Source organism: Chryseobacterium sp. HNCC26DJ239, assembly GCF_057180445.1.
In genome coordinates this window covers 688,345-703,127 of record NZ_JBXUGJ010000001.1, presented here as the reverse complement: position 1 = coordinate 703,127, position 14,783 = coordinate 688,345, and the positions used below count along the sequence as shown (strand labels likewise).

Below are 14,783 nucleotides of genomic sequence, written 5' to 3'. Positions count from 1 at the left end.
ATATTTGCATCAATATTAACAGCACAATAAATATTTATTGCTATTAATTTTTGAAAATTGTTACCAGCTTTTTTCAAAAAAACAAAATTCACTGCTTTTAAACTTAAATATTAATCTATTATTATGGAAATAAAAAAGCAAAAAAAATTATGATTAAAATGGAAAACTAACCGTGATCTAAAAATAAAGTGAATATTAATAGCAAAAAAATAAGCCCTCTTATCCTTACATAGAGGGCTTTAGTTATCTAAATAGGTAACGCTCATCACTAGTCAGAGGATGCTTATGAATGGGTAAATGATCCTCAATAAATATTTAGTGCCATGGAAGAAATTCGCATGATAAATGGGATACCCCATAAGTTAATATTTCGCAGAAGCCGTCTGGTAAACGGTAGACGCATTTATTAGAAAAGACCAATGCCTATTTGGGTGCCGGTTTAGTAACTTGAGAATTTAAGGATTCTTGATAAAAAGTTTTTAAGGGAACTTTTGGAGGAAGATGTTAGCGCATCTTCCTTTTATTTTGCAAATATAAAGCCAAATATTTGTTTTTTGCTGTTTTTCTGATAGTTATTATTAATCATTCAAATTATAGTACACTTTAAAAAACTGTCAAAACTTGACAAATACAAAACTTAATTCAACTTAAAAGGCTGAAAATCAAAACGCCTACACAAATACACTTTTTCAGCCTAAAAAATAGATTTTACAAAAGAAAATTTCTGAAAGTAAAAAATCTATTTTCCGTTCCGCGAAGCGGAAAAAATTTTTAAGCGTTTGTAAACGGTTAATTTGATATAAAAAATAAGCGCCAATTAATGGCGCTTTTTTTATAAAATTTCATTTAGTACCTCGAAAATATAATCGGGTTCTAGTCCGTAATCTTCGAAAATTTCTTCAACTTCCATAAAATCAAAATCGTTTTCGTTCATACGTTCTCTAATTTCGGCTTTTATTTCTTCTAGCTTTTCCGCTAGTTCTTGCGGATATCTTTCTTTAATTGGGGTTTTTATTACGACCATAGTTTTTTAGCGATTTCAAGGTTTTTATTTGCTTCGTTTACTGCTTTTTTTGCATAGGTTAAGGAAAATGAGTGCTCTCGTTTTTCGGGGTTGGCTTTATAAAATTCATGTTTTACTTTTGCTTCCTCCAATTTGTATTCGTAAAACTCTATACTTTCAGGCATAGACAAATTAATTGTGTTTGCTTTGCTTTCCCAATATTCCGCCTTACTTTGGTGGGCTTCTGCTTTCTCGCTCATTTCAATAGATTTTCCCATTCTGTTCCAATTTCTTTCAATCAGTGCCCTGTGTCGTTTTTCGCTGTGATGTCCTATTTTTATAGGTTCTCCGAGTGCTAAAAATTCTCTTCCCTCCTGCGAAGCTTGATAATATTGGTTTCCTTTTTTTTCTGCGCTAATTGACCAGTTTTTGTATCTCTCCGCTTTGGCTTCTGCTCTTGTCTGTGCGTTGGTTCCGTCTGCTCTTATTATGGAGTAATAGAAAAAACCATCTTTTTCAAAGATTAAATTAAAAACTTCGCTTTCATTTTCTTTGCCGTGCTTGGTTGTAACGTTAATAATTTCACCTTTATGGTGTCTTTCTGTGCATTTTGCCAAAAATACATTTGTGTAATATTTAAAATAAGTATTCATTTGTTTTCTGTTTAATTGTGAATAGATAAATTTTTAAAAACTTCGTTTGATAGTGTTTTTTTCATTTCAAAAAGCAATGATTTTATTTTATCCTGGTGCAAAATATTTTCTTCAATTTTTCTTATCTGCAGATAGTGTGTGTTAATGATTCTATTATTGTGTATTGCTTTTTCTAAAATCGGGAAAACTACATTTTTATAATCTGTTAAGGTGATGAAAGGAATCACAGAACCACGTGAAAAAGCCTCTAAAATTCTACTTTCATAGACTATGTATAAAATTTCAAAATCTATTCTTCTGTGCGTTCTTACTTCCCAACAGTTGGGAAGTGGTTCTTTTAGCGGTCGCCCTGCTCGGTTGCCTTTACTTTGCACATAAAAAACGGTTTCCGTTTCGGTCGGTTCTGCGGTTGTTCCGTTATATACTTTTATGGTCATTCGAGATTATTATTTTATTTTCTATAATTTCCATTTTTACACTGTTGCCAATTTCAAAACCTGCTTTTTTCAGCCATTCGCCCGAAATATTGATTTTAGGAACTTGCTTTTTGTTTTGCCACAAATAGCAAATTTTTAATACTTTAAAACTCATAATCGGCAAAATCTGAAATTTCACAGGTATTTTTTACAAATAAATCCGCAATTGATTCCGCTCTAAAAATAGCGTTCCTGGTCTGCTCTTTATATTCTCTATACTCTGCCCAGTTAAAAATGTGACTGTAACCTCTTGAAAATAAAACTTGTTGTACTTTGGTAGATAATTTAATATCTTTGTGGTCGCTGATGTGTGTCATAACTAATCATTGTATTTATAATAATGCGGAGCGGTCGAGAACTCCGCATTATTTATTGTTAGATGTTAAAATTTAATACTTCTTTTTCTGATTCCTCAAGTAATCTAAATAACTCGGTTTGGCAGACTTCCAATATTTTAGAAATTATTACGCTGTTACCGATTTCAAAGGTTTGTCCGTCTGAATTTTCAATGATTACTGATTCTTTTAGCGCATCCCTACCAACTAAATAAGCGTTCAGTTTATCAGATTTTACCTTTAGAAAATTGTATTTCTCGCAAATCTTCATAAAAAGCTGATGGTTTTTGATACGTTTTTCTGCTGTTGTCTCAAAAATGGCTTTCAAATCTGCCTTTTTTGTGTTTTCGCCTTGTTTCGCTGTTTCTGTTGTTGTGGCGGAAGTTACTTTCTTCGCTTCGTTCGCCTTTTGTGTTAACTGTGTCATAATTAAGTATTTAAGTACTTAAATTTACGAATTATTATTTAAAAAAGCAAATAAAACAGATTTTTTATTTTATTAAATAAAAGTTCTTTTTTCAATAAAAAATCATACAAAATTGAATGATTTTAAATTTTTATAAAGTTTAATTATCATATTATCAATGTGTTAACCCTCCGTTTTCGTCATGCGAAAATGTGAATTTTACGAAGTGCACGACCCGCTCAGACCGTCAAAGGGCGGTCGAAATCTCAAAAAATGCGGGAAATATGGTTTTTAGGTGGTATTTTTACGAATTTCACATTTATTTTTGTAAAATAGGTGGTTTTTGCCTTTTTAAAAGCGAAAAAGTGTAATTTCTTTATTAAATTCATAATTGAGGATTTAACGCATTATGAAATTCACAAAAAATCATTCATTTTATTGTATATAATATGAGTGTTATTTTTTGTCACACTTTATCCCACCGTCTGTTGCCATCTTGCACCAAATCAATAGAATGGCATCAGCAAAAAAGATACGTGATGAGATAATGACGATGACCATAGTCGTTAATTCTAATCCTGCACAACAGGAGATTTACAATCTCACGAAAAAAAATAGGGAGCTTACCCAAGAAACGCAGAAGCTTCGAGAAGAGCGTACAAAGATTGCTAAAACTTTAGGCAAAGAATCAGAAGAGTATAAAGCTTTAACCAAGCAAATCAACGATAACTCTTCCACAATAACGAATAACAATCGAAAGATTAAAGAGTTAGGCGATACCTTAGATATTAGCCAAATGAGTGTAAAACAACTCAAACAAGAGTTGGTTTTACTTCGCCGTGAGTTGGATAGGGTTGTGCCTGGTTCAGACCAGTATCGTGCATTGCAAGAAAGAATAGGCGAAGTGTCATCTAGGTTAGCAGAAGTTAGAAATGGAGCGAGAGATACTTCATTAAGCTTTGGAGCTTTAGCAGATCGATTCAATCAATACTCTGGAATTATTGCAGGGATTGTTGCAATATTAGTTGGTTTCGGTCTTTCTGTACAGGCGGTTATCGATCGTAACAATAAGATGGCAGATGCAATGTCGGGAGTTGAGAAAACCACCGGTATGACCCGAAAGGAGGTTGAAGCATTAGCGAAAACATACGCTGATTTCGATACCCGAACAAAGCGAATTGACTTATTAAAGATTTCCGAAGAAGGTGGAAGATTAGGTGTTGCTAAGAATGAAATATCCGAATTTACTCGGGAGATAGATAAAGCTTATGTCGCACTCGGTGATAGTTGGCAAGGAGGTGTAGATAAATTAGCGAATAGTCTTGGGCGTATCTCCACCCTATATTCAGAAACGAAAGATTTACCTATTGCAGATTCAATCAACCAGATTGGTTCTGCACTCAATGAATTGGCTGCGCAGGGAGCAAGTAGTGAGCAAAACATTGCTGACTTCGTTGCAAGGCTTGGTTCTATGCCTCCAGAGTTAAAGCCTGCGCTTAATACCTTATTAGGTTTCGGTTCTGCATTTGAAGAATCAAATATCAACTCAGAAATTGCTTCATCTGGTTTTGCAAAGTTTATAAGAGTTGCATCAACAGAAACTGCCGCTTTTGCTAAAGTGATGAGATTATCACAAAAAGAGGTTAAGGATTTAATCAATTCAGATCCTGCGGAATTCTTTCTAAAATTTGCTGAAGGTCTGCGAGGTTTAGAAGGCACTGATTTATCGACTGTGCTTGATTCGTTGAAGTTAAGCGACAATGAAGTTCAACGTGTTATTGGTGCGGCTTCTGAAAACACAGATAGATTTAGACAGAGCGTTGCTTTGGCAAACGAAGCTGTTGCGGAAGGAACTTCTTTAACCAATGAATTTAATAAGGTAAATAATAATGCAGCGGGAATTTACGAGAAGGTTCAGAAGAAAATGGCGGAAGTCTTCACAAGTAAAACCGTGGCAAATTTCATTAATGATTCAGTAAGATTATTCGGGCAGTTTATCGGAGTTATTGAAGATGGAAATGGTGCGATGACTTTTTATAGAGAAAAGCTTTTGCTTCTAGTAAAAGTTGTTACCGTGGCGGTTGTCGCTTACACGGGGTTAAATCTTATTACTGGAGTGTATAATGCTTTGTTAAGAACTACTTCTGAAAGAGTATTGGGATTAACGATTGTTGAAAAAGCCCGTAATCTCGTTACAGCAACCGCTAATGGATTAACTACTCTTTACACCGCAAGTATGTATTTGCTCGGGGCAGGTTATGCTTTGGTGACTAGAAATACAGCACAGGCAACATTTGCAATGCGTGGTTTTAGTGCAGCAATAGCCGCTAATCCGATAGGAGCTGCGGTTACTTTAATTACTTTATTGGCTTCTGCCTATTTTATGTTGAGTGATAATGCAGACGAGGCGAAGAAATCAATTGAAGATGTAACTATTGCTGGAAGAATGAATAAAGCAGTTGTAGATGCTCAAGCGGATTCTGTTGGAGAATTTAAAGCAAAAGTAGATCCTTTAATTAGAACTTTGAAAGATGAAAATTCACAGCTAGACCAAAGGAAAAAAGCATATAACGACCTTATTAAAATTGCGCCAGAATTTAAAGGTACTTTGGATGATGAATTCAGAGCAACCAATCGTTTATCATCGGTTTACGATAGTTTAATTGCCAAAATTAAAGAAGCGGCTAAAGTAAGAGCATTGCAAGCTCTGTTGGATGAAGAATATAAAAAGCGTGAAAAATTACAGGCTCAATCTGAAATGATTGATGAAACTAAATCTGAAATTGCACCAACTACTACAGCTACAATTAATGGTCAAAAGGTAGAGTTTAAAGGTAAAGTTAGTGCTGAAAGTGAAGGAAAATTACAATTGTTTAATAGTTTAGCTGAAGGTTTTAATGAAAAATTAAAAGAAAGTGATGCTAATATTGATCTGATAACCAGAAAAATGGCGGTTGCAACCGAAAGCGGTGCAAAATCTAATTACGACGTTCCAGATCCTGATGGAGACAAGGCGGCAAAAGATGCCGAAAAAGCTAGAAAAGAAAAAGAAGCAGAAGACCGTAAAGCACAAAGGTTACAAGAGCAACATGAGCGAGAAATGAACGATGTCGCCAAAAATGGGGAGGCTTCTGCACAATTGGCTAGACAAATTCAGTTAGATATCGAAGATGCAACCATTGAAGCGATGAAAGAAGGGTATGATAAGGAAATCGATATGATTAATCTTCAAGAGCAACGAAAGTTGGCGGAAATCGATAAAAAGAAAGTCGGCGCTACGGAAATCAATATTCTTCAGAAAAAAATAGATACAGCAACCAAAGAAGATAAAGCTGTTTACGAAGCTTTAATGAAAAGTTGGAAAGAAAATAACGATAATTTAGAAAACTTAAAATTGCGTGAACAATCTGTTTTTGCGCAAAAGAGAAAAGCTTTACAAGCTAAAACTGAAGTAGAATGGCTGAAAGAGCAAGATGATGCTTATACCAAAGAAGCCGCACTTTTAGAACGTAAGAAAAATGAAGAATTGGCTTCCTACGAAAATCTTGCACAGCTAAAAGCCGGGTTACAAGATCGTATTTCTAAAAAAGAACTCAGAAATATTACGACTTGGCAGGAAGGGAAAGAAGCTTTAACCAAATCTTATCAAAAGCAAGAAATCGACCTTCATATTAAGCATTTGCGAGATATGATGGCGTTGTATGAAGGTTTAGATTTATCAATTCTTAATGATGACCAGAGAAAGAAAATCACCGAGCAAATTGAATTTGCAAAGAATGAAATTGCGAAACTTTCTGCGGCTAAAAATGATTTAAAAAATGGTGAAGAAGAAAAAGGTAAGAAAGGGTTAGGGAGTAAAAATAAACTTGGGAATCAAGGCTCAACAGATATTCTCGGAATGTCCATCGACGATTGGGATACTTTCTTCACCAATATTGATACAGGTGCCAATAAACTTGGAACCATAAGTGCTGCAATTGGAGCAGTGCAGAGTGCATTTTCTCAATATTATTCTTTTGTTCAGCAAAAGGAGCAAGCGCAATTAACACAAGTAACGAATAACGCCAAGCGAAGAGAGAACAAATTAAAGCAAATGCTTGATAATGGTCAAATCAACCAAGAGCAATATGAAGCTGCAATCCAGAGACTCAATCAAGAAACTGAAATGGAAAAATACAAACTTGAGTATGATGCGGCGAAACGACAAAGAAATTACATGATTGCACAGACAACTGCAAATACAGCGATGGCAATTATGAATATATGGGCGACAGCGCAAAACCCATATGTTGCTGCGGCAATGTCAATAGTTGTTGGTGCGCTTGGTTTAATGCAGGTTGCCAATATCGCAAAACAGCCACTTCCAGAAGCACCAGGTTTCGAAGATGGGTTCGGAATGGAGTACGATATGCTCAGACAGCAAGATGGCAAAAGATTTAATGTTGTACGTAAACCGTTGAAATCGGGACCAGTTTACCGACCTACTCACTTTATCGCAGGTGAAAACAATAAAATGGAAATGGTCATAGATAATAAAACCTATCGAGGGTTTCCGGCATCGTTTAGAAGAGCACTTCATAATGAGATTGCATATTCGCAAGGTGCGCAAGGTTATGAAAGAGGTTCTTATCCAGTATTGCGAGATCCAAACTATTCAGGAGGAAGCGATTCAGTTTATGCAGAAGCTTTGAATAATAATACTCAAGCTTTGAATGAATTTAAGCGAACAACTATTAGAGCGTATGTCGTAAAAGATATGGACTCTGCGAAGAATACAATCGAAATGATTGATGAATATAACTCTTATCAAAATCAAGCTAAAAAGAAATAATTATGCCTAGTTACGGAAATCCAATAAATCCACCATTTGATCCAAATGATCCTTTTGATCCAAACGCAAATGGCAGTTCAAATAATCTTCCTACCACTATAGAGCCATGGAACTTGCCTTCGGTTTTAAATTTTGATATTTTGTTAGGCAGTACTTCAACCAAAAAGCAAGATTTTACTGTAACTATTAAAAATTACATAGAAGATCATGCTGTTGATACTTTAGATATTACATGGTCATTCACCAGTGCATTGCCGGGAAATAATTCAGTAGGAGTTTTATCAGGTGAGTTTACTTTTGGGGCTACTAAAATACTTACTGATGAAAGATATGGAGGTATTTATGTTCTTGCTCTTAAAATAGAAAATACTCAAACCTTACAAGAAGGTATTTTTGATTCTGAAATTCAAATAGTTGTTAAGGAGATTTCAAATGGAAATACAATTGAAACAAAAACAATTCCTGTAAAATTAAATATAAAAAATCCGGGAACAATTTCAACGGATATAAATCAACCACAGTATTTGTTTTGTTTAGATGAAAATATAATTAACATAGAATCGAAAATGGGTAGGTTTGTCGACTTGTTTTTTATAATTACTTTCAAAGAAACCACTTACTCTGTAAAATCAAGACATGTTATTTATCGTGATCTTTGCGAGTTGAACGTAGGCAAAGAAATACAACCCTATATCTATCTTTCGGAAGCTGAAATCGAATCGTTTTTTACTGCCAAAAATCTAGATATGAAGCCCGCTTTGGTTGATCTTAAAGTTTCAATTTACGATGAAGATTTTAATGAAATTTTGTTTGAAGAATTTACAGGTTTAAAATTTCATGCAGGAAAATCGAAGAATATTCCGGAAGATGGTTCGACGGTGGAGCGAAGTTTGAGTTGGAATACTTGGCTTCCATTGGTGTATCGATATCCTTTCGAAACGGTTACTTTTAAATTTAAAGAATATTCAAAATCCTACAATAAACAGGCGAATTCGGAAGAAGATAATATCTTTCAGATGATGTTTATTCAAAAGTATCATTTTGCGAATGAAAGCGGAATTTCAGCAGGTTTTTCAAATGGATTTTCGTCTGGTTTTGCAACGGTTCAAGCGTTATTAACGGCAAATCCTTTGTATAAGTACGATCAAAATTATTTGAATTTAATCGAATCTGCGTACACGATAAAAGGAATCAATTTTCCGTGGCAAACCAATTCAATCAATGTTTTTTGGCTTGATGAAAACAATAATTTTAACGGAATAACTTTCACGGGTCATAATGAAAAAAATGTGGAGTTTTCGCACTTCATCAACGACTTACCTGTGTATTTTCAAGCGAAAAAAGCAGGGTATATCAGAACAAAAAAAATGTCTTTGAATACTGGGTGGAAATTACTTTCTGAGACCGAAAAAGTTTTAGAATTAATGGCTTCAAACCGTTGTTGGATTTTTGGCGATGATCCAACAAAAAAAATAGAAGCAGTTTGTATCTCCGAAAAATTGCAAGAAGAATCTTCAATGCGTGAGCTTAATGAATTTACCTTAGAATTTATCATCAATGAATAGCAGTATTGTTTTTTACGAAAAAGACGAGAAATTTAAGATTGAAATTCCTCGAAATGGTTTTACCATCAATGAATCGAATCAGGATTTTTCGGAAGATTTAGTCGCGGGTTGGTCTTATCCTTTTGAGCAATATTTAACCGATGAGTTAATCCGAATTTATGGAGATCCGAGTAATATCAATTTAGAAAATAGAAAAAGAAAGGATTATGGTACGGTTTGGCAAGAGGGAGTCGCTTATCCTGGTTATTTAAAGTTTGTGGGATGTGTTAATAAAAAAATTAAACTGCAGCTTGAATTTGGATATAGCAGTTTGTCTGTTTTCGCGAAAAAACTAGCAGAACTGGATTTAGATGTTATTGAAAAAGGATATGATAATAATTATCCTTTATTAGTGCTTGATAAAAAGTATCCAGAAGTTAATATTAATTTTCCTGCTGTAGAAGTTCAGAGATATAGTGATGATGAAAAAAAATATAAAAGAAGGGGAGTTTATAATTATTATAAGTCGGGCTCATTCGGTTCGATTTATGATCCAATTGATAACATTTACTATAGTTATAAAGCTTTCGTTTATTTATTTCATATTCTTCAAGTTGGATTTGCATCTGAGAATTTAATCTTGGCAGGCGATATATTAAATGATCCGGAATTAAGGTATGCGATGCTTAATCACAGTAATATTCCATTTGAAAAAAGAGAGTATATAGCGGAAAAGCGTGCAATGGTGGTTTTATCGCCTGATCCGGCAAAGTTTTACACAGGGCAAAGATATCAAGTTACTCAAGAAACTTCAATAAGTGATACTATTATAGGAGAATATTACTTTTCAGTTTTGGAAGATGGGGACAAAATTGTTTCTTTTCATGCAGAATTAAAATGTACGAATTATCAAGGTATCGTCACCATTTATACTTTAGATCTCTCAGAAACAGTTACAAGTGGACAGGTTGATGTTCAGAAACTTCTTCCAGAGTTTACGACGTGGACGAATATTGTATTGAAAATTTCTGTAACTATAGAATACGATGGTAGAGGTACTGATGTGAAAAAGAATTTTTCAGTTTTTTTAATTCCAACAGGGCCGAGTCCTGGTTATAGTTACCAATGGAAAACGCTTGATGTAAGAGCTGTTGATTACGTGCCTGATATTACATTTGGAAATTTGATTAACTCAATACGAAAAGCACGTAAGTACAAAATGATTATCTCTGGAAATTATGTTTACTTTATGAAGAATTATAAAAATTATAACTCGGCAAAAGATTTATCTTTTTCGGAAACTGATTTAAAAGAAATATTACCTAACGAACGTGAAGCTTACGTGGTCAAGTTAGGAAGTCCAGACGAGTATGAGCATACAAAGTACTTAATTTCAAGCACGGAGATAAAAACAGAATTCGATGACTCAGAAAATGAATATGAAACTTTGGAAATCGGAGCTTATCCGCTTCCTGTAACATCGGGAAATGGTGCGGTTGATGATGTAATAACGGCTGTAGAATTGGTGGAAGAAGATTCAATGGTTTCTTTGATTAGATATGAGGGATTACAAGGTGGATTTAACCGCTGTTTAAATATGAACTCTTTTCTTGTACCTTATATATATAATAACTTTTATAATGATTGGGTGCAAAATAGATTAACGGCAGTTCCAGTTCGATGGACTTTTAAAAGTGATAATTTTTTATTGAGAGATCTGGTTGCTTCAGATAAAATATATTGTTACGGTTCTTTCCACTCAATTAAGGATATGCAAAAAAAATTCATAGGTGAAAGCACCTATGAAATAGAATTAACAACGGAAAATAAAGACTAAAAGGTAACTGAGTCAAGATCATCAAGAGATTCAGAATCTACCAAATGCACGTAATGCATGGTGTGCCGAATATTGGCATGTCCTAAAAGTTTCTGCAATCTCTTGATGTCTTTTGTTTTTCGATAGAAAGTGGTAGCAAAAGTATGTCGCCCGACGTGCATTGTGATGTTTTTATCAATCTTGCAGACTTCCGCAATCTTTTTCAAATGCGCATTTATTTTCTGCTCGACAATCCATTTTTCAAATAAATCGGGTTGATGATTAATGATTGCTCTTGCATCATTATTGAGTCTCATACTTTGAAAATTACCAGTTTTCTGTTGCTGAAACTGAAACATTTCTCCGAGAATCTCTTCACGGGTTCTTTGTTTAATATCGGAAATTCTCAAACCTGTATAGCATGAAAATAAAAAGTAACCAAGCGGTAAAATATGCGAAGGATTAATGAATTCATTAAAATAATAGGCAATCAATTTTTTAACCTCATGAGGTAAAAGGTAGGTTAGATTAGTGCTTTCTACTTTTACTTTTAATTGGCTTAGATTGATGTTCAGATTAATTCCTTCGTCATGAGCTAATTTCAGAAAGGTTTTAATACACTTCAAATCGCTTTGATAACTAATTTCTGAATTTTTATCTTCATAAAACTTTCGATATCGCTTGAAGAATTCCAAAGTTATTTCGTGAAAGGCGATTTCAGATTGGAATTTTACAAGTTTATTAATAACTGTATTATGGTTTTTAATCGTTTGAGGCTTGTATTTCTGAAATTTTAAATGATGTCTATAAAATGAGATAAAATCAAAATCGGGAGTTTCGCTTTGAAATTGCTTCAGCATTTGTTTTGCTGAAAGATGTCGCCTTTGCAAAACGTATTGAGTTCTAATGGTAGTTAATCGAGATTCGATATTATCAAGAATAAGATTTATTTCCTCGAAGTTTTCAGAATCTTTCAGTCTTTTTTTTGCGTTATCCCAATATTTTGGCACCACGGCAATATGTGTATTGATGCGAAATTTATCTTTTGCATCAGTAATAACGAGATAAATCAAAGATTTTTTGTCTTTGTTTACGTAGTTTCTAAGTGAAAAATAATGCTTGCTGGTCACAAAGATGTTATTTGTGCCCCATTTTGTGTCTAGAAGACAATTTTTTTTTGTTTTCATGTTAGTTTCAATTTTCTTGAAACCGCTATGAAAACCCTGTTTTAAACGACAAAAACAGAGATTTCGTAAAAAATACTACTATCTCTGTTTTTAAATTTTAAGTGCTTTTTAAGCGACTTGGTACCCAGGACCGGGATCGAACCGGTACTCCTAAGAACTGGTGTTTGAGACCAGCGCGTCTACCAATTCCGCCACCTGGGCAAGTGTTACAGTGTGCTGTAAATCGGTGTGCAAATATAGAAAGAATTATTAAAACTCAAAAATTATTTTGAAGAAATTTTTAAAAAAATATTTCCAATCCATCGTAGGCAAGGTGCATTCCTTCGGGAAGTTGTTCTTCCTCAATAGAATAACGTCCAAAGTGATGACTGATGTGGGTGAGAAATATTTTTTTAGGTTTGAACTCTTGTTGCAACTTTATAACATCTGGAAGGATAAAATGTGCAGGATGCGGATCAAACTTACGAATGCAGTTTACAATTAAAACATCTAAATTTTTCAGTTTTTCTTTATCGTTTATAGAGCTTGCATCAGTAATGTAAGCTAGATTTTTAAACTTATATCCTAAAATCGGAAGATTGTGATGAAAAACTGCAATAGGATCTATTTCTGCGTCTTCAAAATTAAATTTATCGTTATGAATAGGATGTAAATCAAAAGCAGGAGCTCCAGGATATCTTACATCTGCAAAAGCATATGGAAATCTATTCTTTACTTCATTTCCTACGCGCTCCAAGCAATAAATGGGCATGTTTCTTCCACTTTTGAAGATAAGCGGTCGCATATCATCCAAACCGATAACATGATCGTTGTGTTCGTGAGTGAGTAAAGTGATGTCGATATGACCTTCATGATTCAGAAGCATTTGCTGTCTAAAATCGGGCCCACAATCGATAAGTATTTTTTTACCTTCGTCTGAGGTAATCATTACAGAAGACCTGAATCTTGTATCTTTTGGATTTGATGAGGTACAGACTTCACAACTGCAACCTATAACGGGAACGCCTTGTGATGTTCCGGTGCCTAAAAATTTCAACTTCATTTTCTTTTGAGGTTGGTTTAATTTTGGTAAATTTACGAAAAATTTAAACGTCCTAATGTATCAGAAACTTACGCCCAAGCAAAAAGCATTGACAATTAATCTAGATCCTACTATTTACGGTACTTTCGCAGAAATTGGAGCAGGGCAGGAGACTGTTCGACATTTTTTTAGAGCAGGTGGAGCGTCGGCAACTATTGCAAAAGCAATGTCGGCTTACGATAAAGATTTTAGTGATGCCATTTACGGTAAAGAGGTTAAAAACAGATATGTTACCCAGAACCGTCTCCGCAAAATGCTTAGATATGAAGTAGCTCTTATTGAAGAGCGTATTTCTAGAGAAAATTATCCAAACAGAAAATACTTTTCCTACGCCAATACGGTAACGACCATCAACTTTGATAAAACAATGAAAGGTCATGGTTGGGTAGGAATTCGCTTTCAGAGCGATGTAGAAGCGGAGTATAACGAAATTGTTATTCACGTAAAATTCAAGGAAAATGATGCTACGTTACAGCAGGAAACGCTGGGAAATCTTGGGGTGAACCTAATTTACGGAGCTTATAAATATTCAGACAACCCAAGAATCTTAATTGAATCTCTTTATGACGATATCGCAAAAGATAATCTTGAGATTGATATGATTGATTTCAGCGGTCCTATTTTCGAATATGTAGATAATCGTTTGATGTCGCTGCAGTTGGTGAAAAACGGAATGACCGATGCGGTGGTTTTCAATTCGGAAGGGAACAATATGCTTCCAGCAGATTTATTATACAAAAAGAATATTTTTGCAGTAAGAGGAAGTTTCAGACCTGTAACAAAGGTAAACATTGATATGCTGAAAAATGGGATGGATATGTTTATGAAAGATTCTCAATGTACACAAGAGCAGACTGAGATTTTTATTGAAATTACCATTTCAAACCTTCGTGCAGATGGCGATATTGATGAAAGAGATTTCTTAGACAGAGTAGATGTTTTAGGAAAATTAGGATACACTGTAATTATTTCAAACTTCTCAGAATATTATCGATTGATTGATTATTTCTCTGCTTATACAAGTGGCGACATTGGTGTAGCAATGGGGGTAAATAATATGTTGATGGTGTTTGACGAGAAATATTATAAAAACCTTTCTGGTGGAATTTTGGAAGCTTTCGGTAAATTCTTCAGAAATGGAATGAGAGTGTATCTTTACCCTTACAAAGACCCAGAAACGCAAGAGTTGCTAGATTCTTCTACTCTAAAAGTGGGAGATAATCTAAAAGAGCTTTATAAGTATTTTAAAACCAACGAAAGAATCGTAGATATTACTACTTACAATCCTGAATATCTTGAGATTTACTCTAGAGAAATTCTTAGAAAAATTACGTGCAATATTGAAGGTTGGGAAAAACAAGTTCCCGATGGTGTTGCAGAGATGATAAAGGAGAGAAGTATGTTTGGTTACAAAAAAGAACTTTCATTAAAACAATTCTCATAAAATTTTA

The 14,783-nt window shown here is 34.2% G+C and carries 12 protein-coding genes and 1 tRNA gene; 4 read left to right on the top strand and 9 right to left on the bottom strand.

Going from position 1 to position 14,783, the window contains the following annotated elements; all coding sequences use genetic code 11:
* Positions 1-832 precede the first annotated feature (832 nt).
* Genes AC2A1D_RS03260 through AC2A1D_RS03235 form a run of 6 tightly spaced genes read right to left on the bottom strand, consistent with a single transcriptional unit; the run spans position 833 to position 2,894 of the window.
* Complete coding sequence (locus AC2A1D_RS03260; protein ID WP_484042235.1) at positions 833-1,024, bottom strand: hypothetical protein; 192 nt, start codon at positions 1,022-1,024, stop codon at positions 833-835.
* Complete coding sequence (locus tag AC2A1D_RS03255; RefSeq protein WP_484042234.1) at positions 1,015-1,656, bottom strand: DUF3560 domain-containing protein; 642 nt, start codon at positions 1,654-1,656, stop codon at positions 1,015-1,017. The genes AC2A1D_RS03260 and AC2A1D_RS03255 overlap by 10 nt, the downstream gene beginning before the upstream one ends.
* Positions 1,657-1,667: 11 nt before the next feature.
* Positions 1,668-2,093, bottom strand: a complete 426-nt coding sequence (locus AC2A1D_RS03250; RefSeq protein ID WP_484042233.1) for a DUF6943 family protein — start codon at positions 2,091-2,093, stop codon at positions 1,668-1,670.
* Positions 2,074-2,247 (bottom strand): SymE family type I addiction module toxin, encoded by a 174-nt coding sequence (locus AC2A1D_RS03245; protein ID WP_484042232.1) that lies wholly within the window; start codon positions 2,245-2,247, stop codon positions 2,074-2,076. Before AC2A1D_RS03245 ends, AC2A1D_RS03250 begins: the two co-directional genes overlap by 20 nt.
* On the bottom strand, positions 2,237-2,449 hold the full coding sequence (locus AC2A1D_RS03240; RefSeq protein WP_484042231.1) for a hypothetical protein: 213 nt from the start codon (positions 2,447-2,449) through the stop codon (positions 2,237-2,239). Before AC2A1D_RS03240 ends, AC2A1D_RS03245 begins: the two co-directional genes overlap by 11 nt.
* A 58-nt stretch (positions 2,450-2,507) precedes the next feature.
* Entirely contained in the window at positions 2,508-2,894 is a 387-nt protein-coding gene (locus AC2A1D_RS03235; protein ID WP_484042230.1) for a hypothetical protein, read from the bottom strand.
* Positions 2,895-3,387: 493 nt separating this feature from the next.
* Between AC2A1D_RS03235 and AC2A1D_RS03230 the strand changes: the two genes are divergently transcribed.
* From AC2A1D_RS03230 to AC2A1D_RS03220, 3 genes are read left to right on the top strand one after another with little or no spacing between them, the layout of a single operon-like run.
* Positions 3,388-7,704 (top strand): phage tail tape measure protein, encoded by a 4,317-nt coding sequence (locus tag AC2A1D_RS03230; RefSeq protein ID WP_484042229.1) that lies wholly within the window; start codon positions 3,388-3,390, stop codon positions 7,702-7,704.
* Positions 7,705-7,706: 2 nt separating this feature from the next.
* Positions 7,707-9,269: a hypothetical protein gene (locus tag AC2A1D_RS03225; RefSeq protein ID WP_484042228.1), complete on the top strand. Its 1,563-nt coding sequence runs from the start codon at positions 7,707-7,709 to the stop codon at positions 9,267-9,269.
* Positions 9,262-11,085, top strand: a complete 1,824-nt coding sequence (locus AC2A1D_RS03220; RefSeq protein ID WP_484042227.1) for a hypothetical protein — start codon at positions 9,262-9,264, stop codon at positions 11,083-11,085. The genes AC2A1D_RS03225 and AC2A1D_RS03220 overlap by 8 nt, the downstream gene beginning before the upstream one ends.
* Here the strand turns inward: AC2A1D_RS03220 and AC2A1D_RS03215 are convergent.
* The 3 genes from AC2A1D_RS03215 to AC2A1D_RS03205 form a co-directional block, all read right to left on the bottom strand.
* Positions 11,082-12,251 (bottom strand): site-specific integrase, encoded by a 1,170-nt coding sequence (locus tag AC2A1D_RS03215; RefSeq protein WP_484042226.1) that lies wholly within the window; start codon positions 12,249-12,251, stop codon positions 11,082-11,084. The genes AC2A1D_RS03220 and AC2A1D_RS03215 overlap by 4 nt on opposite strands.
* Before the next feature lie 118 nt (positions 12,252-12,369).
* Positions 12,370-12,452: transfer RNA gene (locus AC2A1D_RS03210), tRNA-Leu, on the bottom strand.
* Positions 12,453-12,531: 79 nt separating this feature from the next.
* Positions 12,532-13,293 carry an MBL fold metallo-hydrolase gene (locus AC2A1D_RS03205; RefSeq protein WP_484042225.1) on the bottom strand — a complete coding sequence of 254 codons (762 nt, stop codon included), beginning with the start codon at positions 13,291-13,293 and terminating at the stop codon, positions 12,532-12,534.
* Positions 13,294-13,348: 55 nt separating this feature from the next.
* Here AC2A1D_RS03205 and AC2A1D_RS03200 point away from each other — a divergent pair, with 55 nt between their 5' ends.
* Positions 13,349-14,776, top strand: coding sequence for a TonB-dependent receptor (locus AC2A1D_RS03200; protein ID WP_484042224.1), 1,428 nt, complete (start codon positions 13,349-13,351; stop codon positions 14,774-14,776).
* The last annotated feature ends 7 nt before the right edge of the window (positions 14,777-14,783 follow it).

Bases quoted from the DNA above. Each gene is read 5' to 3' on its own strand.
- AC2A1D_RS03235 (WP_484042230.1), bottom strand. From the start codon at position 2,894: ATGACACAGTTAACACAAAAGGCGAACGAAGCGAAGAAAGTAACTTCC.
- AC2A1D_RS03200 (WP_484042224.1), top strand. From the start codon at position 13,349: ATGTATCAGAAACTTACGCCCAAGCAAAAAGCATTGACAATTAATCTA.
- AC2A1D_RS03230 (WP_484042229.1), top strand. From the start codon at position 3,388: ATGGCATCAGCAAAAAAGATACGTGATGAGATAATGACGATGACCATA.
- AC2A1D_RS03250 (WP_484042233.1), bottom strand. From the start codon at position 2,093: ATGACCATAAAAGTATATAACGGAACAACCGCAGAACCGACCGAAACG.
- AC2A1D_RS03240 (WP_484042231.1), bottom strand. From the start codon at position 2,449: ATGACACACATCAGCGACCACAAAGATATTAAATTATCTACCAAAGTA.
- AC2A1D_RS03245 (WP_484042232.1), bottom strand. From the start codon at position 2,247: ATGAGTTTTAAAGTATTAAAAATTTGCTATTTGTGGCAAAACAAAAAG.
- AC2A1D_RS03205 (WP_484042225.1), bottom strand. From the start codon at position 13,293: ATGAAGTTGAAATTTTTAGGCACCGGAACATCACAAGGCGTTCCCGTT.
- AC2A1D_RS03225 (WP_484042228.1), top strand. From the start codon at position 7,707: ATGCCTAGTTACGGAAATCCAATAAATCCACCATTTGATCCAAATGAT.
- AC2A1D_RS03220 (WP_484042227.1), top strand. From the start codon at position 9,262: ATGAATAGCAGTATTGTTTTTTACGAAAAAGACGAGAAATTTAAGATT.
- AC2A1D_RS03215 (WP_484042226.1), bottom strand. From the start codon at position 12,251: ATGAAAACAAAAAAAAATTGTCTTCTAGACACAAAATGGGGCACAAAT.
- AC2A1D_RS03260 (WP_484042235.1), bottom strand. From the start codon at position 1,024: ATGGTCGTAATAAAAACCCCAATTAAAGAAAGATATCCGCAAGAACTA.
- AC2A1D_RS03255 (WP_484042234.1), bottom strand. From the start codon at position 1,656: ATGAATACTTATTTTAAATATTACACAAATGTATTTTTGGCAAAATGC.